The organism is Mesorhizobium sp. M0139 (assembly GCF_040322455.1).
In the GTDB taxonomy this organism is placed as follows: domain Bacteria; phylum Pseudomonadota; class Alphaproteobacteria; order Rhizobiales; family Rhizobiaceae; genus Mesorhizobium.
In genome coordinates this window covers 1-24,191 of sequence record NZ_JAMYTN010000021.1, presented here as the reverse complement: position 1 = coordinate 24,191, position 24,191 = coordinate 1, and the positions used below count along the sequence as shown (strand labels likewise).

The window sequence follows — 24,191 nt, the reverse complement described above, 5'->3', positions numbered from 1 at the left end:
CAAACGCCTAATCCCCAGGCTGAACCGGCCGCAAACACTGGTAAGTTGGCGGGGAACGGGCGATGACTTCACAGTGATCGGTCTTAAGGGTACCCCGAACAGACGTCCGACTGCTTCCGTGGTGCTTCCGCGACGTGTTTCCCGCCCTCTTCTCGCAGAAAAGAGGCCTTGCTAACCACCTGTTTTCACAGTATAAAAGTGGCGCACCCGACAGGATTCGAACCTGTGACCTCTGCCTTCGGAGAGTTTAGGCCGCTTCCGCTGCCGCGCGTCCAGATTTACGCGGCTTGTGGCGCACCACGACGTCAACCTTGTAGTCGAGCCGATCGAGGCAGCGCACCAAGCGGTCTATCGAAAACTTACCGGTTCGCCCGGTGACGATCGCCGAGACGTCGGGCTGCTTCATTCCGAGCAGTTCAGCCGACTTCGCCTGGGTCAGGCGCCGGCGCTTGATAATGGCGCGGATCTCGCGGGCCAGCTTGGCCTTGAGCAATTCCTCTTCGGGATTGTCAAAGCCGAGGTCCGCAAACACGTTGCCGCTGCTCACTTCGGCGGTAATATCTTCTGTCATGACTTTGTTCCTTTCTCATAGTTTTCGCGATAGTGCGCCTCGGCCGCCTTCAATCGCACTGTCACGAGATCGATTTCGTGCTTGGGCGTCTCCCTGCCCTTCTTCGACTTTTTCTGGAAGCAATGAAGGACGTAGATCATACCAGCGAAGCGGACGGTGTAGACGGCGCGGTAGGTATCTCCGTCGAAGTCGTCGACCACCTCAAGGATGCTGCGACCGCCAAGTCCCTTGAGAGCTTTGACTGCTGGATGCTCCTCGCCATTCTGGGCATCGTTGATTGCAACACCCATCACGCGGCGAACATCGACCGGAAACTCGCGCAGATCATCCTTCGACGATCCTATCCATACCGCGGGCTTTTGACTTTCATTCGATTTGCGTTATAGCATACAGACTATAATTTTTCAACGTGAATCCTGACACCTCTTAGCCACTGAAAAATAACGAATTCGGGTCAATTGGCTATTTTGCTACCTGATCACATTTCACATGAACCCATTTTAGAGCACCGACCAGTCCCCGCTCGCGACCTTATCGCGTCAGATATCTTTTTCGCTTTCCCTCGCTTCATCATTGGGCGCCTGACCGGATAATCCTTGGTCACAGCCCTGTACGGTGCGGCCCTCGTCTAGCAGCAACCGCAACGCCCCCAGTCGCCGCCCTCCGGCGACGACTTCGAACTTGGCTCCCTTCGGGGCCTTGCGGGTCAAAAGGTTATGGATGAGGCCATGGGCCTCGATGCTGGCGGCCAGTTCGGCCCTACCTGCGAGCGGGATAGTGATTTCAGCGGTATTCATGGACTTGCTCGTGTTGATTTCAGGGATTGACCTGAAGGGTTCAGGTCCCCTGAACCCCTGCCTCGCGGCGAGTAGCGGGGAGCGAGGGGGGGCAAGTCCCGGGGGCGGAGGGGTCTCCCCGGTCTGCACCTAGCGAAGCGGAGGAAGATGGGGGAACCCGCCCGCGGCGGCTTGGTGGGGAGAGAGGGCCGCGCGCCTCTCTCCCGCTACATAGGAAAGGTGCCGCTAGGCACATCCATGTCGGCGCAGCCGTGCCGCGAAGCGGCCCAAGAAAGAAGAGCGTACAAAACGGAAGCACCGAAATGCCCGCCAGCGGGACCAAGTCAGATCGGTGCAGGAGAAAGACCGTGGCCCTGAGACCGGCTCAACAGGGCGGCCGTAGGAGCATCAGCAACGCGCCGCCGTCAGGCGGGATGCGGAACGGATGGCCCCCGGCGAAGGGCGCCGTTCTCTTTGAGCTGCGACCCTGGTGAGCGCCTTCGTGCCTAAAGCTGTGCCGTCGGGCTAAGCTTCAGCTTCAGATCGTTCTGAAAAGCCAAACCTGGTTCGTCGAGGTAACCCTTGAGGGAAGGATCCTTGTCGGGTTCCCTGTTTTTCGACAAAATCGCCCTGCAGAATTTATATTGCGATTTGGCGGCATCGCACTGCTGGGTGTCCGCCTTATAGCAAGCGTGGACCAAAACGGCTCCCACGTAATCATGCTCGACGTTGTTGGAAGACAGGTGGGTCTGAATGTCTTGGAGAATGGCAACTCCATGGGACATCCCATCTGCTCCGGAGTAGGTCATTACGAGTTGACCGGGTCGTTCAAAGCCGCTTACCGAGCCGCTCCCTGCAACGTTCTCGTAGGTGCCAGACAAATCCGGGGCCGACGTGAATGTCACCTTGAAGGGGTGCCCCAGGCCGACGGGGGTGACATCCGTAAAGTCGGGACCGTAGTACACCGAGAGATACCACTCGCCCTCTGTAAGAGCGTTGGGGGCTTGCCCGAGCCCAAGGCGCTGCATGCTCTTGTCGATGACAGTCCGAACGACGTTGGACGTGCCCTGCTGGATGCCTTCGCCGAAGCCGGTCCAGATGAAGGCGCCTACGGCCAACACAGCCACACCCAGCAGGCCGAACCTCGCACCTGTTGCCTTCGTTTCACGCCCGGGCTCGATTTCCGGCTGGTCCTGCATCCGCCCCTCGCAACGCTCGTCGGGAACAACTTGGGACCCGATTATGGGCCCCAAGGGATCGGTCAGCAGGCTTCCAGATGAACTTTCTTCATGTGCATTCCTCCTCGACTCAAGGGCACTTGCCGAGCGGAGCCGAACACACGCAGTATGGAGATGATAACCCGATTGCGGCTCAAGTGTCCTCGCATCCCCCGAGGGCGCCACCTGATCTCTCGGGCAACCTTGTTCGGCGCCGCAGTTATTGAGGCGGCCGGCTTGGAAGCAGTTCCTTATGGCCCTCATGCATAAACCAGAGCACCCGTTTGAGATGACTGCGAAGGGCCTTACGGGCGCGGATGGGCTCTTTGACCGGATCGATACCCAGTACATCCAGCGCCATCTCCTCTTCGCTGGCACTGTCGGCGCAAGCGTCCATGAGCTTCAAATAGAGCTCGAAATGCTTGTCATCATATGCGGTTAGGCTTTCCGACCAGGGGACTTCCGTTGCAATGGTTGGATCAGGCGTTGGGCGCGATCTGCTTTTCATCCATGTCTCGCTTTGGCGATGAACCAGGCCCCCGTTCCAATTCAGAATATCTCCATCTAGCGCACTTTCAACAGTTCTCGGCCTTCTTCGGACAGTGCCCAATCGTTGCATATGGTCGTGGGTTCCAAATTGGCGCGCGGCTGCTCGCGACCAATACATCCTCAACTTGGCGAGGCGATGTAACGCCCGGCGGAACCAGAATGGCGCGGCTATTGAGCATCGCCGATTGGACCGAACCTCTTATTTTAGCTTCGCGGTAATCTTGTCTGGATGCTTGCAAGCGTCCATCATGCCGCCGTACATGCTTAAGGATCTCGCCCATCACCGTACGAGCAGCAAACATTTCCAAACTCGATCTTATAACTTGAGGCTTTGCGTTACTGCATAGCTGCATTGCACAATATGTGTTTGCGCATTGCGCAAATTTTAACGATTAAGCTTACAGCTGATGCACGCGATGGTTTCCTCCCGTTCCATCGTACCAGCTGTTCCCCTCTGAAGGTTTTGACTTTAACCTAAAGGGCCTCGGTTTTCCGATGGCCCTTTTTTTTGGCGGTCGCCACGTCGTCAATTGCAACGCGGCGCGATCGCCGGTTCAGCCATCAGACTTTGGAACCATTTCTGCCCGGCCAATCCCTCCCGACAAAAGTCTGATCTTCACCAGCCTTCTACGGGCAAGCGTTCGCGCCAGGAGTTCAAAGCCGCGTCCGTAACATTCGACAATGAAAGCCAATGTCATCAGGTCGAGCAGAAACTCGTCAATCGCATGTGTGAGCGCATCAGACTTTTGTCCGAACTGAAGGAGCAGGGCGCGGGCGTCTTCGATCGCGGCGTGGCAATCGTCTGCGTCAAGCAGGGAATTGATCCTGTCAAAGATCTGCAAGCGTCCTCACTTTTCGGAAGCCACACTCAGCATCGAACGCCGCTGATGAGTGAGTTTCCAACAAAAGAACAGGGTAACGTTTGGCGAAAAATCGCTCGGCAGCGCGTCGAACGAGCATGATGCCTCAAATGACATGTGAATTCCGGCTCAGCAACATGTCGCCGAAGGCGAGTGAGCCGGCCCATTTCTGCGTCTCGGCCGCCAGACCACTGGTCAGGAGGAACTGTGGCCACATCGTCGGAGACAAATGGGTCCATCTATTCTTCCAGCCGCCACGGTTCAGCCTAGATTACATGGGAAGCGACAATAACGGAAAGCAAAGGATCGCAAAATGAGTAGGGTGGCTGGATCAAACGAAGATTTGGCTGCACCAACGACCTTTGGGCCACTTCTGCAGCCCACCTTTCGCTCGATCTGGCTCGCCACGCAGGTTTCAAGCCTCGGCTGGTTGATGCAGACTGTCGCCATCAGCTGGCTGATGGCAACGATCTCGACTTCCGATCTGATGGTTGCGTTGGTTCAGGCTTCATCGAACCTGCCCGCCTTCGTCTTGTCTGTCTTCGCCGGGGCTCTCGCTGACAATTTCAGCCGGCGCCGGGTCATGTTCGCCGGTCGGTGCCTTATGGTGACTGCCTCCGCGATGCTGACCGCATCGGTGGCGCTGGGCTTTGTCAGTCCGTGGATGATCCTCGGCTTCAGCTTCTTGATCGCAAGCGGCGGTGCTCTCAATGATCCGGCCTGGCAAGCGTCGGTTGGCGATATTGTGGATCGACGAGATGTTCCCGCTGCCGTCACCCTGCTTTCTGTTGGATTCAATACCGTCCGGACTGTGGGCCCGGCGCTCGGCGGCATTGTAGTTGCCTCGTTTGGCCTTATGGCGGCATTCGCGGTGACCACGCTCACCTATTTCGTACCCCTGGCCACTATTTGGCGCTGCAAGTGGAAGGTTCGTTCTTCCCCTCTTCCACGCGAGTCGATGAGGACGGCGATCTATGACGGGCTGCGCTTCACGGCGATGTCATCGGAAATCAAGGCCGCGATCGCGCGCGGAACCCTCTTTGGCTTGGCGAGCATCGCCATACTCGCGCTGCTGCCGGTGGTTGTCCGCGATCAACTGGGAGGAGGCCCGCTCGCCTATGGCGCGCTCATGGCCGGCTTCGGGACCGGAGCCGTCTTCGCTGGCCTCTCCAACAGCCTGTTCAGACGGAGCTTGTCGCAGGAGCGGCTGATGAGGCTCTCCTGCGTCGCCTGCGCGGCGTGCTCACTTTCCCTGGCACTGACAACTTCGATCGGGGTGGCGGCAATTGCACTCGCTTTGGGCGGCGCGGGTTGGGTCACCGCCTGGTCAGGGGTCGGTGTGAGCGTGCAGCTGGCAAGCCCGCGCTGGGTCGTGGGGCGCACCATCTCGATCTACTATGCTTTGATAGATGGTGGCATCGCGCTCGGCAGCTGGGTTCTGTTTCCTCTTCGCGAGCGCCGCGACTCCGAGCCCGATCCTCTGGAGGAATTCGATGCCCCGGCTGTCGCTCTCAATCTGAAGCCGAGAAGCGGCCCGATCGTGGTCAAGATCGAATATCTGATAGCCGAGAGAAATCTCGAGGCTTTCCTCGACCTCATGCGGCAGCGGCGTCATGTACACAGCCGGGTCGGTGCTCGGAATTGGACGCTCCAGCGGAACTTGCAGAAGCCTATGCATTGGACGGAAACGTTCCGCACGCCGACCTGGACGGACTACCTTCGCCTCAATCATCGTCTGACGGAAGTGGACAAGGAACTGGACGAGCGTGTCTTCCAGTTGCACGCGGGAGAGGAAGCGCCTCAGATGACACTTTCCATCGAGCGACCGACAAGCTCGGCCCGCAAGCCCGAGCACTCAGCTTTTCGCCATCCCCGTCATTGAAGCCCGGCCGGCACAGAAAACGCGATTCTTGTCTATCGCGCTCAAACCGGTGCGGGAGACGGACAATCCACCAAAATTCGATGATGGGTGGCAGAGAAGAACCCCAGGCTGAGAGTGCGACCGATCGGTCCCCACGGTGAAGCGGAGCCTGGGGCTACAGCGGCACGCGACTATTGCCGCGTGTCACCTTTTGAATTTAAAGTCTTCCTCAGTCCGCCTCGCTGATCCGGGCCAACGCTATCTTGAGGTTGGCATTTTGTCCCGCCAGCTCGCTGAGACGATCACGTTCGGCGGCGACCACATCCGGACTGGCGTTGGCAACGATGCACCCGCGCGCAGCGTGCTGTTGCTGGAAGCAGGAAGGCATGATCGGCCAAAGCCGGGAGAGGTGCTGCCGGCAGTAGCGAATGGGCTGCTGCGTCAGCTTGGTGTCTGGACGCCGTTCGCCGAGGCCGGCTTCGTTGAAAATCGTGCGCTTGTTTCGGTGTGGGCCAATGTAGTTCCCAGCGAGCGGCACGGCATGTTTTCCGCTCAAGGTGCCGGCTGGCAGCTCGACCGGACGCGATTCGACCGGCTGATGGTGCAGGCGGCTAAGGCGGCAGGTGTGGACACGCGGTTTGGCTCGGCCGTGGGTTCGGCAGTGCGCGACGATCAAGGCTGGCTGCTCAAGCTGGCCGATGAAGCTATCGTTGCCCGCGCACGTGGTTTGGGCGACCGGTCGCAGTTGGAGGCCGGCGCGATGTTTCGGCGCCAAGCTCACCATGCACGGACATCTTGCCGCCTACACACGCTTTTTCGACCGCGCACCGGGCGATTGCAGCATGGTCGTCGAGGCGCGTCCCGAAGGCTGGTGGTACAGCGCCGACTTGCGCGTGCCTCACCGATCCGGATCTGGGCAGCGAACTGCGCAAAGCCGGACATTGGTACCGCGCTTTAGCCGCAACGCAGTCCATCGCGCCGCTCGTGCCGCCCAACGCAATCGAGACCGCCAGCATGATCAAGGCGGCGGGAACCGCAACGATCGATCCCGCCGCCGGTGACCGCTGGGTCGCGGCGGGCGACTGCCTGTTCTGTGCCGATCCACTGTCATCACGCGGGATCGTGCATGCACTCCGCTCAGGGATCCTGGCGGCCTACGCGACATCGGACATGCTGGACGGGCGTGGCGATTCGCCTGCGCCCGCTATGCAAAATCGCCACACGCGGCTTTGCCGATTAGCTCCCGGCGCTGGCTACCCACTAAGCAGCCGCCGCGCGATGGGACACGCCTTTCTCGCAGCGGCGGCGCAGCCATGTCTTCCACGCGTATAGCATCGAAGGAGGGAGGTCAGAGGTGGTCTCGGGACGGGGTGCTCGGCATTTATGAACCGACCGAGCGCCAGCGAGTGGTCGTCGGCGGGCTCAATGGCGGCATCAGGTCAGGGAACTCGACCTCCATGATCATCTCCGATTTAATTCAAATTTGTCTGTATATATTGACGATTGCACTACCTTCACCTCGTAGACGGCAATGCGGGCGGGTAGAGAGGGTTCTATGATATGATAAGCGATTTTTCCGCCGCCCGAGTGCATTTAGATCGAGCGTATGACTACCTTTGTGGGGATGACCCGATGAGTCAAAGGGGCCGCGAAGCCTTGGACCTGCTAATTGAGGCCGTTGCCGTCGAAGAGTTCAAGCAGCCACGCCAAAGCGCTGAGGTGCTAAGGTTTCCGATCGGGCGCCGCTGCTGAGGTAATCTCCACGGCCGCCATGTAGCCTCGCGGGTGAGGCGCTCACGGCAGGGACTCGCCGCCCCGTGAGGGCCGGGAACGAACGCATTGGCAAACGGAAAGCCCACTTGCCAGACCAGCGCCCGGCCGGCGTGGCAAGTAGGCCGGCGGTTCCAAGCGGAGACATTGATGCCGGACTATGTCGTGCTTTGCATCGCATTAAGCTGCTGCGGGATATACGTAACGCCATCCCTAAAAACATCGAATGCGGCAGCGACAGCGCGAATCCCAAAGCGATGCTCCCGCCGTACCCGAACAAAGCCGTTTTCGAAGTCCACTATCCCGTCCTTGGCCAGCATCGCCAAGCGCTCAGCCGAATCGCGAAGACGGATCGGATCAGATCCGTGGGCGACACAGATTGCCGGCACGTCAGCCTCGAAATCGCACATTAATCGCTCGATAATTGCGGCTCGCACGCGGTCGTCGTCTGTGAGGCGATGGCCCTTCGATGTCGCCAGTCGGCCAGCTGCGATGTGCTGGATGTAGGAATCCCGTGTAACTTCGTTTTGAACGTATCCCTGGCCGATGCGGCCGATAGCCGACGCGCCGAAACCGATCAGGGTTCTGCAGGTATCGGCAGAGTAGCCCAACGAGTTACGTCGCAGGCGACCTGTTTCCTGTGCCAGCGCGAGCTCGTCGTGCGGCAAGGCGAAATGGTCGAGCCCGATCTCCCGGTAGCCGGCGGCAACCAGCGTCACGGCGACAGCCGCATGCTGTTCAGCGCGGGCAGCGCTGTCGGGAAGAAATTCCGCCTCGATGAGGCGCTGATTCTTTATTTGGGATGGGATATGCGAGTAGCCGAACAAGGCAAGCCGGTCGGGGCGCATGGCGACCGCCGCCCTCACTGTTTCGACGCACGACTCCACCGTTTGACGCGGCAGGCCGTAGATGAGGTCGAAGTTGATGCGGCTTACTCCATGCCGGCGCAGCACTTCCACGGCAGCCGACGTCTGGGCCTCGCTCTGGATTCGGTTGATCGCTTTTTGAACAATGGGATCGAAGCTCTGTACGCCCAGGCTCGCGCGGTTCACGCCGGCCGCTCCCAAGCCTTCCGCCATCTCGGGCGTGAGTGTGCGTGGATCGATCTCGATGGCGACCGTAGCTGTTTTCGAGATGGCGAAGCGGCATCGCAGGAACTCCATCAGAGCGAGGAACTCGGCTGGTCCGATGAGAGACGGCGTTCCGCCGCCGAAATGTATGTCGCTCACGGGCAACGTCTTCGGCACTCGCACCGAAACCAGACGGATCTCGTCACGCAGCGCCGCCAGATAGTTGAGGATGGGCGCATCACGGCGGGTGATGGTGGTTGGGAAGCCGCAATACCAGCAGGCTGATCGGCAGAACGGAACGTGCAGATAGAGTGACACCGGATCATCAGCCGGCAGGTTCCTGAGCCATTCCTCATAAGCCTCGGCGCCGACCGCCCCAGAGAACTCCGACACAGCCGGATAGATAGTGTACCAAGGCAGCCGGGCCTCTCGAAATTTCGTGGTCTGCAACGGTCACCGTCCCATGCTGATAACATCCAACCTTACCGCTGCGCTCGCCTGCGTCTTTGCGCTATGTCAGTCCGTTCCGCTTTGGGCTCGAAATTTTTTAGCAATGGGCGCCGTTCAGTCTTGGCTGGACAGCGATGGTCTGAGCGCACTCGGTCAGCGTGGTGTTCCCGCCGCAACCCTCACGCGCACCGTTTTGTTCCACCGTACCTTCCCTTCATCTGCGCGTGGGAGATTCTTCTGAGCGCAGATGCCGCATCCGATGAGACAATACGGTGTTGGGACCAGACTTTGCTCGCCAGCTAGCGCCGCCCCATAGTGATCTCTGCCATCTCGATGAGCTCGTTGTGTGAATTGCTGGCAAGAAGCATTAGCTGTGGCGCGCCGCTTTCAGGACGAGAACCTGCTCGACGCGACCGTCAGGTCCGCCGCACTGCCAAGGCTAGCGCCTACTGATTCAGTGGTGCAAGGCTGCGGCGCGTGGTTATCGACCATCAGCTCGCCAAAGTGACGGCGTCGTACCGGGCGGTGGCCGCCGCATGATGCCTCAACGGCGGGGCTCACAGCAAACAATGCCGTCGCCATTAAGCCAAACTGTCGCGAAGCGAACAGACGAGCCGTAGCCGAAAGATTTGCCGTTCCTGCTTGGGTGGATCCGCAAGGCAAAAAGAACGGAAGCGGGAACCAAGGTCCGCCCGCACATTTGAGCTTCAAGCCGCAGCTGGGTCGTCAGGATGGTACGTTATTTGCAGTAGTACCCTTTGTAAGGCCCACCGCGGAGGTGAAAAGGGGTGATTGTATAAAAATGTTGTATGACCGTCCGGGAGTGATAACTGCTTAATATATGTGACAACAAGTCTCAGTCACATTCTAAATTCTCCTAAGCATTAGCACGGTCGATGCAGCAACACTCCTAGAATTAAGCTTGGTTCGCTGTCAATCGTTCGCTTAGCAAAAATCATTCATCGGTCTCGATTCCTTTTACTATTTAGACGGAGATCAACAATGACCATTGGGAGCCTCCTCCTCGGCTCAACTGCGGCACTGATCGCCGCTTCCGACGCTCGCGCCGTGATCATCGTCCCCGAGCCTGATCCCACTGAGTACCTCAAGATCTGCGACGTCTACGGCTCCAGCTACGTCTATATTTCAGGCACCGAGACCTGCCTGCGCATCGGCGGCTATCTTAGCTACTACGTGGGCTTGGGCGATGTCGGATTGTTTTACCACGCAAGAACCTCAGATGTGAGGACTGGTGAGGATCAGGGTACATGGCAAAACAACACGCGCTTCACACTGAAAGCTTGGACCGGCCAGGAGACCGAACTCGGCACGTTGAAGACCTACACCGAAACCCGCGTGAATTTCGGTAACCGCCACACTTCGGTTTCGGACAGTTCTCGGTCCTATGCCTTCAACGGAGACAGCATCTTGACTTTCGCCTGGATTCAGCTTGGTGGCCTCCGAGTTGGTAAGGACTGGTCGGCCTTCGACATGTTTATTGGCGGCGCGGGTGACGTACTCAACCAGACGCCGGTTCCGTACGGCGCTTTGGATACCAATGTGGTCCAGTACTACTTCGACGCCGGGAACGGCTTTTCGGCCGTGGTTTCGCTCGAAGAAGGCTCAGGCGTGGTCGGCACAATCGACAACTACGCTCCGCAGATAGTCGGCGGCTTGAAATACACACATGGCTGGGGAGCGATCACCGGCGTTGCTGGTTATGATAGCAACTACGAATCGGTGGCCGCCAAGGTCCGTGTCGACATCAATGTCACCAACGAACTGTTGCTGTTCGGAATGTTCGGCTACGGTTCCAATGGCAAGCTCAACGACGACCCCATGAACGCGATCGACGCTCATGGTCGCGGCTTCTATAAGATTTGGGGCGGGAACTGGGCTTTCTGGGCTGGCGCCGCTTACGAGCTCAACGAGACAACTTCGTTGAACCTTCAGCTCTCGGGTGATCAGCTCAAGAACTATGGTGTCGCTGCGAACGTCGCCTACGCGCTTCTTCCAGATTTCACAGTTACGGCTGAACTCGACTTTGACCGCTACGGAGGCTCCGCCGTCGGAAAGGTGAAAGCTTCCGAAGTGAACTGGACCAATGCCAACAAGAAGAGCAGTGTCGGCGGTATCCTGCGTTTCGAACGCTCATTCTAATGCGATGAAGCGTTGAGCTCCGAGGTCCAGTTGATGCGCGGACATTTCCCCTACATTCCGTTGATTGTGGATGCACGGCTCGGACGGCCGTCGTGCGCGGCGACCGTCATGGAGCTCAGGTTTGACGCCGTGCTCCTGAACACGGCGGTCCCGAGGGCGGCCGATCCGGTCGGCATGGCGCGTGCGTTCGGCAAAGCGGTCGATGCCGGTCGTGAAGCTTTCAACTCGGGAATGCTCGAACCGCGCTACTCACCGACGGTCGGCAGGGCTGTCTTCTCATGAAGCTCGATCCCTTCTATCTGAATTTCGACGTGCCGGCTGGGTTGACCGGCTGGCGCCGCTCGGCGTGAGTCTGCTGCAGCTCCGGATAAAGGATATGGACGAGAAAGGACTGCAGACGGAAATCCGCCGCGCGAACGACGCCTGCGCGGTCCATGGTTGCCAAGTGAGCGTCAACGACAATTGGCGCACGGCAATCGAGGAAGGCTGCGACTTCGTCCATCTTGGTCAAAAGGATTTGGCTGCCGCCGATGCTGACGATTAAATACGCCGGATTGAAGCTCGGCCTTTCGATCCACGATCACACCGAACTGGAAACGGCGCCAGTGGCCGAGCCGGAGTATGTGGCGCTCGGCCCATCTATCCAACTAGCCTGAAGCAGATGAAATCGGCGCCGCAAGGGCTCGAGCGGATCAGCGAGTGGAAGCACCAGGTCGCGCCGATCCCATTGGTCTCCATCGGCAGCCTCAACCTGACCGGCTCGAAGGCGTTTTTCGAAGCTGGCGCGGGAAGCGCAGCCGTGGTCACCGACTTTGCGCTGAACGACGCCCCAGAAGCGCGCACGCGAGAATGGATCGAAAGACAGAGCAATGGCGCTGGGGCGAGAACCGCATCTGCTCGTCGTTGTCGGGTCAGATTCCCGCGGTGGGGCTGGAATTGCCCGCGAGATCGAGACGATCGCTTGCCTTGGCGTGCGCACCTGCCTTGCTGTCAGCGCGCTGACGGTGCAAACCCATGAAGACGCCTTGGAAATCCAAGTTACGCAACCCGGTCTGGTGGCGGATCAGATGCGCGCTACGCTTCAGCCTAACAGAGTGGCCGCCACCAACATCGGCATGCTCGCAACGGCTGAGATCGATCGTCGCTGCGGTTGCCGCTGTGCTGCGCGAATATCCGCGCATACCGACAATCCAGATCCAGTGCTGCTTCCACGTCAGGCCGAGCGCTTCTTGAAGCAAGCGCTATCCCGCATAATAAATTAGCATCTGATGCCGCTTTGCCGTGTCGACACCCAATGTCATTGAACTGGCGCTTCTTGCCGGCTCAGAGCTAGCGGCCAATGAGGTCGGCGCGCTTCAACAAGGACCACAAGCCACGCCGTCTGCTGGACTCCTCCAAATTCGAGACACGGATGGTTCCTATCCAGACAATTGATTTTATCAATCTGCGACAATACCGCATAGCGGCGCCGGCGGAATGATCACCGGTAGCAAGACGAGCTGTTTTCAGTGGCCTGCAGGACGCGCACCGCGACCGAGGTACAAGCCAGCCCGTCTGCGGCCATGTTCGGATCGGCCGCATCGGTGCGCCGAATGAGACTGCCGGCGGAACGTTCTATTCGTGCAGCCGTGCAGGCAGCTATCTCACCGGCGCCATCCTGCCGATGGGCCGGCAGTCGGTGCAGCATGGGCTGACACTGTTCACGGAATGAAGCCGCTCGCGCTTCGGACGGTTGAAATGGAGGACATGCGTGGAACCGATCAGTCTCGACGAACTTCTGGCCAGCGTCGGCAAGGAAGTCGGCGTGTCGCCGTGGCGGGTGGTCTCGCAGCGGATGATCGACCAGTTCGCCGAGGCCACCGATGACCACCAGTTCATCCACTGCGATCCGGAGCGCGCCAAGCGCGAGACGCCGTTCGGCGGCACCATCGCACATGGCTTCCTGTCGCTTTCGCTTTTGTCGGCGATGACTTTCGAGACCATGCGGCCGCTCGAAAACTGCAAGATGGGTGTCAACTATGGCTTCGAATCGCTGCGCTTCCTGGCGCCGGTGAAAACCGGATCGCGCATCCGCACCCGTTTCGTACTGGCCGACGTCAAGGTCAGGCCGTCGGGCTGGGTGCAGACGGCGCTGGGCGTGACGATTGAGATCGAGGGCTCGAAAAAGCCGGCGCTGACCGCGCGCTGGTTGACGCTGACGCTGATCAAACGCCAGCCGGAGGCGGCCTGAATTGCTCAACGAGCGTCAGCAGAGACGATCTTCACGTGCCGGGGCGATGTAGGCGACCAGTGCGCACCGATCGGCAACGCTGCCACGGGGGTCGGCTAGATAGAGTGGCAGGAATGCCTAATCGGGGCTCCTTCTCGGAAGGGGCGTCGATGTATCGGAAGCGCTTCGGCTTTCGGCGCTGCATTCCTTTTTCACGAAGGTCCATGGAGAATTCCCGACCACGGGTCGAAAGATCGGCTTGTGATCGGAGTGGGCAGATCCTCCCCGACTGAATCTGCCAATAGGGTGTTATCGAGTCAACCGGGTCGAACTTGAGGTCGCGGGTGTCGCTGATCGGCTGCTCGTCGAGCTCGAGAGCTGCCAGCTAAAGGCAGAACACGGCGATGCCAAGAGCTCCGCAGTTGATGTGGACGCCCAGAGCTGGAAGTACAGACCGACGAGTTCCCGGCGGGCGAACTTGCCATTGGTAGCGCGCCAGACCAGTCGCGAGAAAGCCTCGATAGAAGGCCCCCGAGCCGCACGCGGGATCGACTACAGTGGCGTTTGGCGAGGAGCCTTCGAAGACGAGATCGAGTGTAAGATGGACGAGCTCGACACGCGTATCGCGCAGTCCCTGCGATCGCGCCTTGTCCGCGGCGCTCGTGCGTGCGAACTGTTGGTAGATCGAGCTGACTAGATGAACCGGGATGGCATTAAAGCGGAACTGGAAGAGACGTCCTGGCCGAACTAAGCAAGATCAATCCAGCCATCGCTAGAGGTAGGCGAACACGAGACGTTCGGACTCCGTGCCGCTGAAATCCTCAAATTAAATCGGCCGGACCGTTGGAGCTATCATCACCCGCTTGGCTTCCAGAGCTACGGAGCGGGTTGATTATCTGAACGTCCTCGAAGTCCTTTTCATTGTCGGTCACTACGACACACTCGTTGGCTTCAGCTATAGCGGCAATGATTGTGTCTAGGGCGCTCCGCGAACGGCCTCTGGCTTTGCCGTTGGCCATCAGCCGCGCCCACACGAGGCCGGCTTTCTCGTCGAACGATAGCACTCGGCCAGCGAACAGCGCTTGCGGGCCTTCGGAGCCCTCGAACCAAGTTTCAAGGCTGCGGCGCTTTTTCCCCTTCGGCTTCTCTAGGATGCCTCGGCGAATTTCGGCGACAGTAAGCGAAGCAATGAAGAGGTCTTCGTCCTTCTGCGCGCCCATCCAGGCCAGCAACCAGCCCGTAGGCTCCGGCTTTATGACGTTGCTGATGATATTGGTATCAAGAAGGTAGCGCGTCACAGGTCGATCTTGCGCCCCTCTTCGCGCGGCCGGCGGAGGTCGAGATTGGAGCCAACCAGAGGCGAGCGACGCAACGCGGCGAGAATGCTGCCCACTTTCGGTGGCTCACCCGCCACGGCTTGCTGTATGGTCCGACGAAGCTGTCGGGCATCCGGCCCGCTCTCCGTTAATTTTCGGGCAAGAGTTCGCAGTAGATCGCGGTCTGCGTCGAACGCCTGGATCTCGAACCGCGCGATGCCGCGCTCAGCCAGGCGAGAGCGATAATTCTCGATGGCTCTCTTCTGTGCAGTGTTGCCCATCGCGTGCCTCCGTTCTCTATCCGGATATATAGCCATGGCTTTTTCGGAGCACAAGGTGCCCCGTCATCGGCCAGCACTGGCTCCTGCGCGACGCGCGTTATTGATCACAAAGAATTTCCATCTTGTCGAAGCACTGTGACTTGGCATCCTTGTCGCGAAAAGGAGTATTTCGCGTCAGGACAGGAACGCGATCATAGCGCGCCGAAACGTGCAACAGCCGAAAAGCTTCGTGTGGTCGCCGGCGCGGCCCGCGAATCGGCTGTGCCTGCGTCGCCGAAGCCCGATCGACGCTTCGTCAATCTGGTCCGGCCGCTGGCGCGACAGGCCGCACGGGATTTCGTTCAAGCCGAAACGGCTAGCCAGACGCGAGACCGCGTCCCGGAGTAAGGGGCCGCCTCATGAAGGTCGCGCTTGGCGCTCGCTACTCAACTGACAATCACCGAGACGCCTCGATCGAGCATCAGTTGCGGCTCTGCTGCTTGCGTGCTGAAAAAGCAAGGCTGGACAGTCGTCCACAGCAATACCCACCGCGCGATCTGCGGCGCGTCGCTGTTGCGTCCCGGCCTTCAGGAGCTGATCAGCGATGCGATGCAGGGCAAATTCCTGATCGTGCTCGCAGAGGCGATGGATCGCCTGACCATGACCGCTGCAAACCGGGAGCAGGCCCGGCTGGGCAAACGTTGCAACAGATCCTTCAAGGAAATTCATAGACTCTTAGCAACTCCGGCTCGCTGTGAATGGTAGGCTTATTGCAACGTCTGAGGTCAGTGGTTCCAAACCGTGGCCCCGCTTGTCTTCGACTCGCCGACCTGCCTGCAATTTCGGCTAAAGGCAAGAAGAGCGCACATTTGTTTGTTCGACACAGGATATCGACGGTCGTCACGGCCACCGAGATTTGCCCGCTCGTTGGACATCCTTCGAAATCTGCAACTTCTGTGGAGAACGCGAAATGAGAAATTCGGCAGGACTTGGTCCTGAGCCATGATGACACTGGTTAGTCGCCTACGCATGGCAGCGCATCCTGACCGCCTTCGAATCCTGGGCCTTTGTGCGCATGCGGACCTAACTGTCTGCGAGCTAGCGGAGATTCTGGGCGTGTGTCGAGAGCGGGTTGCGCGACACGTCCGGCTGCTCGCCAGAGCCGACTTTCTCTGCTGCAACGAACAGCCTCCGTGGCGCTCGTACCATCTCAACGCAGGATCCAACGACGGCGGGCTGGTTCAATTATTGGTCGATCTCCTGCCCCATCGCGACGGCTATCATAAACAGGACCTGCAGCGGCTCGAAGCGGTGCGAGACACGCGGCCGAAGGGGACCGCGTGCTTGATCGTGAAATAGGTCAATTCAATTGGAGCGCGAAGCTACCATGGACAACTCCGCAGACGGCGCGATCGCACAGCCCGACACCCACGGGCGGTCTTCCTTGGCCGCGGTTGATTGCCGCGTTCACGAGCTGCTTCTGAGACAGGAGCGGCAGGAGCGGACGACCCTCAAGCTCATCGCCTCAGAGAACTTTGCGTCCTCGGCCGTGCTGGAAGCGAACGGCTCGATTTTCACGAACAAGTACGCCGAGGGGTACCCCGGTGCGCGCTACTACGCTGGAAACGAGATCGTTGATGAGCTTGAGAATCTGGCCATTGAGCGCCTGAAAACACTATTTGGCAGCGAGCATGCCAACGTCCAGCCTTATTCCGGCTCGCCGGCCAACCAGGCTGTCTATCGTGCGCTTTTGAGTCCCGGTGACAAAGTCATGGGCTTGCCCCTTCCGGAAGGGGGCCATCTGACTCATGGTTGGGCCATCAACTTTTCCGGAACTGACTATCAACGCGTGCCCTATGGACTAGATGAAAAGACACAGCAGATTGACTATGACCGCTTACGCGAGACAGCCAAGCGGGAACGGCCGCGGCTCATTTGGGTCGGCGGAACTGCTTACCCGCGTGTCTTTGACTACGCGGCAATGGCAGAAATCGCCCTGGAAGCGAACTCCTATCTCGTAGCCGACATTGCGCACATCAGCGGCCTGATTGCCGCGGGAGCGCACCCGAATCCGGTGGGCCATTGCGACGTGGTCAGCAGCACGTCCCACAAGTCGATCCGCGGTCCCCGCGGTGGCTTCATTTTGTCAAGGAACGAAGATCGCTATCAGGCCCTGTATCATACAAAGAGCAAATACAATCTCGCCAGACGAATAGACCGGGCGGTCTTCCCTCACCTGCAAGGCGGGCCCCACATGAATGCCATCGCTGCGCTAGCGGTTGCCTTGCACGAAGCCGCGAACCCGTCCTTCCGAAGCTACGGCCAACAGACGGTCAAGAATGCCAAGGCTCTGGCACATGCACTGCTTGAGCGAGGTCATGACCTGGTGACCGGGGGGACGGACAATCACATGCTGATCCTTGATCTTCGCAATCGGCCACTATCGGGCAAGGCCTATGCCGAGCGACTAGCAAAGGCAGGAATCATCACAAACTTTAATATGGTGCCTGGCGACCCGCGGGATCCGGCGGTCACAAGCGGAATTCGCCTGGGGGCACCAGCAGTGACGTCAATGGGCATGCGCGATTTGGAAATGGAGCAAATTGCTGGCTTCATTGACTCCGTCCTCCAGCGGCCAGACGACGAAGATCTCCATGCCTGCGTGCGAAGAGACGTTGCCGACTTGTGCGCTGCGTTCGAGGTCCCGGGCATCTCCGACAAGTAAGGTGGGCCAAGCAAAATGCCCATACCCCATCCAACACCCGAAGCGAGGTATTCATGGCTAGGCAGTTCGTGTTCTCTTCCGAATCGGTTGGCGCGGGGCACCCGGATAAGTTGGCCGACAACATCTCGGATGCCATCCTCGATGCCGTCCTCCGCACAGATCCCAAGGCGCGCGTCGCCTGTGAAGCGTTGGTAAAATCAGGGATAGTCGTTCTGGCTGGCGAGATTACCAGCGATGCCCAGGTGGATTACAGCCAAGTTGCGCGCGATACGATTCTCGACATTGGGTACGACGACGAGGCCGTCGGCTTCGACGGCCGGCGTTGCTCCGTCGTCCATGCCCTCACCGAGCAGTCGCCCGACATCAGCCAAGGCGTTGACGAGGGAAGAGGGCAAGACCTCCAGCAGGGAGCGGGAGATCAGGGCCTCATGTTCGGCTACGCATGCCGCGAAACCGATACCCTGATGCCTTTGCCGATCCAGCTCGCTCATCGCTTGACGAAACGGCAGGCGTATGTCCGGAAGGCACAGCTTGGCTGGTTGCGTCCTGACATGAAATCCCAAGTCTCAGTGCGCTATGAGGGGTTGCGCCCGGTCGCCCTGGATACCATCGTCGTGTCGACGCAACATGACGAGCAGGTCTCGCAAGAGACTGTCCGCGAGGGCGTCATTGAGGAAATCATAAAGCCTGTCCTGCCGACCCACCTGGAGACGGAAGGCATCAGAATTCTGGTCAACCCGACGGGGCGGTTCGTAGTCGGCGGGCCGCGCGGCGACTGCGGTCTCACTGGACGCAAGATCATCGTCGATTCCTATGGCGGGATGGGTCGTCATGGCGGCGGCGCCTTCTCGGGCAAGGACCCGTCCAAGGTTGACCGCTCGGCTGCCTATGCGGCCCGCTATGTCGCAAAGAACATCGTCGCCAGCGGACTTGCGGACGTGTGCGAGGTGCAGCTTGCTTACGCAATCGGCGTGGCCAGTCCGGTTTCCGTCATGGTCAACACGTTCGGGACAGCCAGGGTTGAGGAAAGCAGGATCGAGCGCCTCATTCTTGAGTTGTTCGATCTCAGACCGAAAGGCATTATCAAGATGCTTGATCTCTTGCGCCCTATATACCGCAATACAGCCACCTATGGCCATTTCGGCCGTGAAGAGCCTGATTTCACCTGGGAGAAGACAGACAGGGCGGACGAATTGCGTCGCGAGGCAGGACTAGCCGCCCCGTGAAGCCGCCGGCGAGCGAATTGGCAAGCGGAAAGCCCAAGCGGAGACATTGATGCCGGATTATGACGTGCTTTGCATCGGCAATGCCATTGTCGACATCATCGCCCAGTGCGACGACGCTTTTCTGGTGACCAACGGCATCATCAAGGGTGCCATGAACCTCATCGATACCAAGCGCGCCGAGCTGCTCTACAGCCACATGGGGCCGGCGATCGAGGCCTCCGGTGGCAGCGCCGGCAACACGGCGGCCGGCGTCGCCAGCTTCGGCGGCCGCGCCGCCTTCTTCGGCAAGGTGTCCAACGATGCGCTGGGCGAAATCTATGCGCACGACATCCATGCGCAGGGCGTTGCCTTCGACACCAGGCCGCTCGAGGGCGAGCCGCCGACGGCGCGCTCGATGATCTTCGTCACCCCGGACGGCGAGCGCTCGATGAACACCTATCTCGGCGCCTGCGTCGAGCTTGGGCCGGAGGATGTCGAGGCCGACAAGGCGTCTGGCGCCAAGGTCACCTATTTCGAGGGCTATCTGTGGGACCCGCCGCGCGCCAAGGAGGCGATCCGGCAGACGGCGAAGCTCGCGCACGAGGCCGGGCGCGAAGTCTCGATGACACTGTCGGATTCGTTTTGCGTTGACCGCTACCGCGACGAGTTCCTCGATCTGATGCGCTCGGGCACGGTCGACATCGTCTTTGCCAACAGCGACGAGATCAAGTCGCTCTACCAGACCTCGTCCTTCGACGAAGCGGTGGCGCAGATCCGCAAGGACTGCAAGATCGCCGCCGTCACACGCTCGGAAAAAGGCTCGGTTATCGTGCGCGGCGACGAGACCGTGGTCATCCATGCGACCGCCATCAAGGAGCTGGTCGACACGACGGGCGCCGGCGATCTCTACGCCGCCGGTTTCCTGCATGGCTACACGCAGGGCCGCGACCTCAAGACCTGCGGCGACCTTGGCTCGCTGGCGGCCGGCCTGGTGATCCAGCAGATCGGCCCAAGGCCAAGGCAGAATTTGCGCCGCGAGGCGGAACGGGCTGGGTTGCTGTAGATGCGCGGGCAACTAACCAGCCGCCCTACTGACGCGATCATCGCAGTGGCGGAACTGTGTCAAAGCTCGCTGATAGCGACAGCCATTCGCTTCGGAGAACTGACCGATTCTGCTGCCGTGAAGCTCGCTGGAAGAGCGGTGCAAGGCGGGCTTGCCTTGACGGCATTCACCGTCATCGAGATCGCCACCGGCATTTTCCAGAAGCTCAGCTTGGGGAAGGCCAGTAACGTTCCTGAGGTAACGGAGAACTCGCGGCGTCCGTCGGAGCACTTGACTTGCGATCACGTCCCACGATGCCGAATGCGGGCAGACTGGTTCGCCATTGGTCTGGACCAGCGGAATTGGCAGCAGGGCTTCATCTTCGTCAATCTCGACGAGGCGCCGGATGTGAAACCCGGCATTCGCGGATATTAGGAAGTGCTCGCCTAGCTGGTATTTCACACATCCGCATCGCGGTCTGGCTTCCACGATTTTGGGATCGTCGAGGGCAACGAGGAAGGGAGTGCGACAAAAACGATCCCTGACGGGCGGAAAGGGACTACCCCGCCCTCTCGGAAACGCACCGCCGTGTTCTAAGCTATTGATGTTATTGCGCCGGTCTTGTTGTCGAAGGTACCAAAAGGTACGAAATGAAGCAACGGCATCATCTGCGGATTATAACTCGACCAGATGGTTGTCGCCGATGGCGGAGATCCGGTGGAGTGCGGCCCGTCAAGGTTCCTTTTAGTGTCCCCCGATTATATGGGTGCCAAGATACCGACCCTGTGACTATCCTGGCGTATTGTTGATCGATATGGTGTCTGGGGCACGACGACGGGGTTAAGCTGTGAGTTGGTGGGACCGACAGAAGTTCCGTTGGCGACTGCGCCGCAACAAGTGGAGGCGCAGATGGATTTCGTTCCGAAATGCAATTGGGCCATATGCGCCTCCTATCGGTATCGCGGTCGCATGGGTGGCACTGCTTCTGTACCTGCGTCCTATCGGGGGCTCCGTCGGTGACATCGAACAAGGGGTCTACGTCGAAGCTTGGGGAACGCTATTCGACATCATCTTTGTCGTCCTGCTGATCGGCTGGTTTGAGCTTCGGCGCGAACGAAAGCAGCACATAGAGCGCTACAGCGAGGAGATAGACGACTACAAACGCTGGGACACTGAAGAGGCACGTGTGCGAATTGCTGGAAATCTGCGGCGGCTCTCCAAGCTGGGAGTGACCGCCTTTGATCTGCGCGGGATAACCCTTCGTGACTTCTCGTTTTTCCAGAACAGAATCACGAAGTTGCGCGGCACGGTGTTCAATACGAATTCGATCAGCGGACTAGCAAACTTCGGAACCGTACTCGACAATGTAGACTTCTCTGCAACTGATTGCGTTGGAGTGGTTTTCTCAAAAGGCATGCTGGGTGGCACCTTATTCGGGATAAAGGGTACCAACTTGCGATTTCTTCAAACAAATCTCGTTAACGCGACTTTCGACGGCGCTACGCTTGAATGGACGGACTTCAAGCCGAATGAGGATGATTGGTTTGAGGTGATAGATGACGATCCGCAGAACCGGGCCCAGGTGTACGCTCCGCCATTCGAAGATGCCGAGCTAGCAGGTGCAAGCTTCCGCAACGCCAATTTACTAAATGCCGATTTCAGATATGCCAAGGGTCTCGAATTTGTGAATTTTAGCGGGACCAAAGGGCTTGAGACCTGTTTTTTCGATGAAGGTGTGCGTGAGAAACTGAACACGCTAGGGTGGTTGATAGTACCCCGCCGGTAGTTGTTACGGCCGTCCCGAAAGAATCCAAGGGCTAACCCGTTCTTCAAGTCGCTGCAGAGGGTCGAGTGGCGGGAACTAAGTTGATTTTGCAAACCGCAGTTAAGGGCGACACCGTCACTCCGCACGCGCAATGATACCCCTGATCGCTATCGAGTGATTCCGGCATACGTCAACAGCCCGGCAATTCCCGCGCCGTAATAACAGAGATGCGGCACCGTAGGCTGTCAACAAAAAGTCCCCAGTGTTGACCACGTCCTTCATGGTTCCGGTTTTTTCGTAGCACGTCTTTAGGAGCGCTCGAACCATTTTCAAAACCGCCTCGGCGTCAGGTGCGGCTGCTAGGGATCGATTTCCACCGCAAAAGATACTTCAGGGGGCAAGAAAAGGCCAGGAGCATTGACCGCTGCGCGGCACGTGCTAAACGGGACTTATGCGGCTATTTGACCGATACCTAATATTTCTTGCGCTTTTCAAAGGATGCTGTCGTGCCATATCTACACAACCATCGGCTCTTTATCAGCCACGCGTGGAGCTACAGCGAGCGGTACGAACGTGCGGTAAGGTTTTTGAACGATGCGTCGAACTTCGAGTGGACAAATTACTCCGTTCCCGTGGACGACGCGTTCCCACGTATGAGCAAAGCCGAACTCGCCGAAGCGATGAGGCGCCAAATCCGACCCGTGCAGTGCGTGGTGATTGTCTCCGGGATGTATGTTAACCACAGTGACTGGATTCAGTTCGAGATGGAGTTTGCAAGGTGCCTCGGCAAGCCGATTTTAGGAATCAAACGGTGGGGGGAGCAGAGAACGCCGCAGTCCGTAATTGACTATGCTGATGAGATGGTCGCTTGGAATTCGGCCTCCATTGTCGCAGCAATTCGTCGTCTTGTACCTTGACAATAAAGTTCGATTACCCTGCGCTATATCGTGCTGCGAGCCAGCTCTCCGCTGGCTCGCAAAGTGAGTTCCTATGGCTCATTCGAGCTGAGTACATGTTGCTCCTGGTCGCGGCAATCCTTTCTCTCGACTTGAGTCAAACGCCCCTTTACTTTGCTGGATACGCCTTTGTTTTCTTGATTTCGCTGGGAGTTTTAATCACTCGCAGTTTAAAGAAGCCTGAGCAAGACTGGTACAAAGGCCGAGCACTTGCAGAGTCCATTAAGACCTCATGCTGGCGCTACTGCATGCGGGCGGAACCGTTCGGCGATGCCGACAAAGTTGCGGTTCGAAGGGCGGAGTTCCGAAATTATTTGCTCGCGATCCTTGATGCCAACCACCATATTGGAAGTCGAATCCCGCCAGACGAAGCCGCCAACGACCAGATTACGGTCTCGATGGAGGCGACGCGTGCTCTGTCGCTGGATGATCGAAAATCGTACTACGATACCCATCGGATTCGTGAGCAACGCTCTTGGTATGCAGTTAAGGCGAGCAAAAACAAAAAAGCGAGTCGAGCTTGGATGTTCGCTGGTATAACTGCATACGTCATTGCCATCGGACTTGTTTTGCTACGGATAGCCAACCCTGTCCTGGCGATTTGGCCTATAGAGCCGTTAATCGTCTTAGCTTCGAGTATGGTGGGTTGGACCCAAGTAAAAAAATTCAACGAGCTTTCGTCTTCATACACTTTAACGGCCCACGAGATTGGGATCATACAGGGACGCGTTATGGAAGTCGCATCAGAGGCTGCTTTCTCGGACTTTGTGAACGAAGCCGAACAAGCCTTTTCGAGAGAACATACGCATTGGGTAGCCCGTCAACAGACACAGTGATTCCTTGCCTGCTGCCTTCGAATTGTGGATTCGTCGAGAGCGCAGAATCCAACGAACCGGCTTAGGCAAGAGACGCCAATGACTCGTGACGCCTACCGCACCGCGAAATCGGTTGGGCTCATCCCGCACACCTTCCGCAGCCTCGGTGTTGGCTCGGTAGTGTGCTGAGAGTTCTGCAAATTCGCTGAGAGGGGGCGGTCATGGCAGGCTGGTGATTGTTCACGTCACCTGATTCCCGCGAAGGAAGCCACCATGACCAAGACTGAAGTTAAGACCCCCAGCGCTGCCGTCAAAGACATCTTGCTTTCGAACCCGGACGGCCTTCACGAAGTGCTCCGTGCGGTGATGCAGGAGGTGCTTGAGGCCGAGATGGACGAGGCGCTGGGTGCCTCGAAGAGCGAGCGCACGCCCGAACGGCTTGGCTATCGCTCGGGCTATTACGGCCGCACCCTTGTGACGCGGGTCGGCAAGCTCGAGCTGCGGGTTCCGCAGGACCGTGCCGGGCGCTTCTCCACCGCGCTGTTCGAGCGCTACCAGCGTTCCGAGCGGGCCTTGGTGCGACGCTGGCGGAGATGTATGTCCAGGGCGTGTCG

The 24,191-nt window shown here is 58.8% G+C and carries 24 protein-coding genes and 3 pseudogenes; 19 read left to right on the top strand and 8 right to left on the bottom strand.

Annotation, left to right across the window (positions count from 1 at the left end; translation table 11 throughout):
* Positions 1 to 247 precede the first annotated feature (247 nt).
* From NKJ58_RS27575 to NKJ58_RS27555, 5 genes are all read right to left on the bottom strand, one after another.
* On the bottom strand, positions 248 to 571 hold the full coding sequence (locus tag NKJ58_RS27575; protein WP_352854266.1) for a helix-turn-helix domain-containing protein: 324 nt from the start codon (positions 569 to 571) through the stop codon (positions 248 to 250).
* Positions 568 to 894: a type II toxin-antitoxin system RelE/ParE family toxin gene (locus tag NKJ58_RS27570; RefSeq protein WP_502902347.1), complete on the bottom strand. Its 327-nt coding sequence runs from the start codon at positions 892 to 894 to the stop codon at positions 568 to 570. The genes NKJ58_RS27575 and NKJ58_RS27570 overlap by 4 nt, the downstream gene beginning before the upstream one ends.
* 216 nt (positions 895 to 1,110) lie before the next feature.
* The gene (locus NKJ58_RS27565; protein ID WP_352854263.1) at positions 1,111 to 1,368 is read right to left on the bottom strand and encodes a ParB N-terminal domain-containing protein; all 258 of its coding nucleotides are present in this window, start codon (positions 1,366 to 1,368) and stop codon (positions 1,111 to 1,113) included.
* 485 nt (positions 1,369 to 1,853) lie between these two features.
* On the bottom strand, positions 1,854 to 2,546 hold the full coding sequence (locus NKJ58_RS27560; protein WP_352854262.1) for a hypothetical protein: 693 nt from the start codon (positions 2,544 to 2,546) through the stop codon (positions 1,854 to 1,856).
* Between the two features lie 238 nt (positions 2,547 to 2,784).
* On the bottom strand, positions 2,785 to 3,072 hold the full coding sequence (locus NKJ58_RS27555) for a hypothetical protein (RefSeq protein WP_081726247.1): 288 nt from the start codon (positions 3,070 to 3,072) through the stop codon (positions 2,785 to 2,787).
* 571 nt (positions 3,073 to 3,643) lie between these two features.
* On the opposite strand from NKJ58_RS27555, the gene NKJ58_RS27550 reads away from it, so the two are divergent.
* The 4 genes from NKJ58_RS27550 to NKJ58_RS27535 all read left to right on the top strand — a co-directional run bounded on the left by NKJ58_RS27550 (position 3,644) and on the right by NKJ58_RS27535 (position 7,586).
* Complete coding sequence (locus NKJ58_RS27550; RefSeq protein WP_352854261.1) at positions 3,644 to 4,075, top strand: hypothetical protein; 432 nt, start codon at positions 3,644 to 3,646, stop codon at positions 4,073 to 4,075.
* Between the two features lie 211 nt (positions 4,076 to 4,286).
* Positions 4,287 to 5,855 carry an MFS transporter gene (locus NKJ58_RS27545; RefSeq protein ID WP_352854259.1) on the top strand — a complete coding sequence of 523 codons (1,569 nt, stop codon included), beginning with the start codon at positions 4,287 to 4,289 and terminating at the stop codon, positions 5,853 to 5,855.
* Positions 5,856 to 6,111: 256 nt separating this feature from the next.
* Positions 6,112 to 6,792, top strand: a complete 681-nt coding sequence (locus tag NKJ58_RS27540; protein WP_352854257.1) for an NAD(P)/FAD-dependent oxidoreductase — start codon at positions 6,112 to 6,114, stop codon at positions 6,790 to 6,792.
* Between the two features lie 602 nt (positions 6,793 to 7,394).
* Entirely contained in the window at positions 7,395 to 7,586 is a 192-nt protein-coding gene (locus NKJ58_RS27535; protein WP_023685615.1) for a hypothetical protein, read from the top strand.
* A 176-nt stretch (positions 7,587 to 7,762) separates the two neighbouring features.
* Here the strand turns inward: NKJ58_RS27535 and hemN are convergent, their stop codons facing one another.
* Positions 7,763 to 9,124 (bottom strand): oxygen-independent coproporphyrinogen III oxidase, encoded by a 1,362-nt coding sequence (hemN, locus tag NKJ58_RS27530; protein ID WP_352854254.1) that lies wholly within the window; start codon positions 9,122 to 9,124, stop codon positions 7,763 to 7,765.
* A 1,002-nt stretch (positions 9,125 to 10,126) separates the two neighbouring features.
* Here hemN and NKJ58_RS27525 point away from each other — a divergent pair.
* The 5 genes and pseudogenes from NKJ58_RS27525 (at position 10,127) to NKJ58_RS27500 (ending at position 13,514) form a co-directional block, all read left to right on the top strand.
* Complete coding sequence (locus NKJ58_RS27525) at positions 10,127 to 11,284, top strand: porin (protein ID WP_352854251.1); 1,158 nt, start codon at positions 10,127 to 10,129, stop codon at positions 11,282 to 11,284.
* Between the two features lie 18 nt (positions 11,285 to 11,302).
* Positions 11,303 to 11,566 (top strand): annotated as a pseudogene (locus NKJ58_RS27520) (thiazole synthase); the annotation flags it as partial.
* Positions 11,487 to 12,302: pseudogene (locus tag NKJ58_RS27515) on the top strand (thiamine phosphate synthase). The pseudogenes NKJ58_RS27520 and NKJ58_RS27515, both read left to right, overlap by 80 nt.
* Positions 12,256 to 12,546, top strand: coding sequence for a bifunctional hydroxymethylpyrimidine kinase/phosphomethylpyrimidine kinase (locus NKJ58_RS27510; protein ID WP_352657479.1), 291 nt, complete (start codon positions 12,256 to 12,258; stop codon positions 12,544 to 12,546). The pseudogene NKJ58_RS27515 and the gene NKJ58_RS27510 overlap by 47 nt, the downstream one beginning before the upstream one ends.
* A gap of 488 nt (positions 12,547 to 13,034) precedes the next feature.
* Positions 13,035 to 13,514 carry a MaoC family dehydratase gene (locus tag NKJ58_RS27500; RefSeq protein ID WP_032902741.1) on the top strand — a complete coding sequence of 160 codons (480 nt, stop codon included), beginning with the start codon at positions 13,035 to 13,037 and terminating at the stop codon, positions 13,512 to 13,514.
* Between the two features lie 800 nt (positions 13,515 to 14,314).
* Here the strand turns inward: NKJ58_RS27500 and NKJ58_RS27495 are convergent.
* Together NKJ58_RS27495 and NKJ58_RS27490 are read right to left on the bottom strand one after the other, a co-directional pair.
* Positions 14,315 to 14,791, bottom strand: a complete 477-nt coding sequence (locus tag NKJ58_RS27495) for a type II toxin-antitoxin system VapC family toxin (RefSeq protein WP_352854250.1) — start codon at positions 14,789 to 14,791, stop codon at positions 14,315 to 14,317.
* Positions 14,788 to 15,090 carry a hypothetical protein gene (locus NKJ58_RS27490; RefSeq protein ID WP_352854249.1) on the bottom strand — a complete coding sequence of 101 codons (303 nt, stop codon included), beginning with the start codon at positions 15,088 to 15,090 and terminating at the stop codon, positions 14,788 to 14,790. The genes NKJ58_RS27495 and NKJ58_RS27490 overlap by 4 nt, the downstream gene beginning before the upstream one ends.
* 411 nt (positions 15,091 to 15,501) lie before the next feature.
* Here NKJ58_RS27490 and NKJ58_RS27485 point away from each other — a divergent pair, with 411 nt between their 5' ends.
* The 10 genes and pseudogenes from NKJ58_RS27485 to NKJ58_RS27440 all read left to right on the top strand — a co-directional run.
* Positions 15,502 to 15,834, top strand: coding sequence for a recombinase family protein (locus NKJ58_RS27485; protein ID WP_352854247.1), 333 nt, complete (start codon positions 15,502 to 15,504; stop codon positions 15,832 to 15,834).
* Positions 15,835 to 16,071: 237 nt separating this feature from the next.
* On the top strand, positions 16,072 to 16,428 hold the full coding sequence (locus tag NKJ58_RS27480; RefSeq protein WP_084026290.1) for an ArsR/SmtB family transcription factor: 357 nt from the start codon (positions 16,072 to 16,074) through the stop codon (positions 16,426 to 16,428).
* A gap of 28 nt (positions 16,429 to 16,456) precedes the next feature.
* Entirely contained in the window at positions 16,457 to 17,794 is a 1,338-nt protein-coding gene (gene glyA, locus NKJ58_RS27475; RefSeq protein WP_352854245.1) for a serine hydroxymethyltransferase, read from the top strand.
* A 53-nt stretch (positions 17,795 to 17,847) separates the two neighbouring features.
* The gene (gene metK / locus NKJ58_RS27470) at positions 17,848 to 19,020 is read left to right on the top strand and encodes a methionine adenosyltransferase (protein ID WP_352854242.1); all 1,173 of its coding nucleotides are present in this window, start codon (positions 17,848 to 17,850) and stop codon (positions 19,018 to 19,020) included.
* A gap of 49 nt (positions 19,021 to 19,069) precedes the next feature.
* On the top strand, positions 19,070 to 20,062 hold the full coding sequence (locus tag NKJ58_RS27465; RefSeq protein WP_023812682.1) for an adenosine kinase: 993 nt from the start codon (positions 19,070 to 19,072) through the stop codon (positions 20,060 to 20,062).
* Positions 20,063 to 20,476: a hypothetical protein gene (locus tag NKJ58_RS27460; protein WP_352854240.1), complete on the top strand. Its 414-nt coding sequence runs from the start codon at positions 20,063 to 20,065 to the stop codon at positions 20,474 to 20,476.
* A 538-nt stretch (positions 20,477 to 21,014) separates the two neighbouring features.
* A complete protein-coding gene (locus NKJ58_RS27455) occupies positions 21,015 to 21,827 on the top strand; it encodes a pentapeptide repeat-containing protein (RefSeq protein WP_352854237.1) in 813 nt (270 codons plus the stop codon).
* Positions 21,828 to 22,312: 485 nt separating this feature from the next.
* Positions 22,313 to 22,723 (top strand): TIR domain-containing protein, encoded by a 411-nt coding sequence (locus NKJ58_RS27450; protein WP_352854234.1) that lies wholly within the window; start codon positions 22,313 to 22,315, stop codon positions 22,721 to 22,723.
* Positions 22,675 to 23,598, top strand: a complete 924-nt coding sequence (locus NKJ58_RS27445; protein WP_352850762.1) for a DUF4231 domain-containing protein — start codon at positions 22,675 to 22,677, stop codon at positions 23,596 to 23,598. The genes NKJ58_RS27450 and NKJ58_RS27445 overlap by 49 nt, the downstream gene beginning before the upstream one ends.
* A gap of 252 nt (positions 23,599 to 23,850) precedes the next feature.
* A pseudogene (locus NKJ58_RS27440) lies at positions 23,851 to 24,191 on the top strand (transposase); the annotation flags it as partial.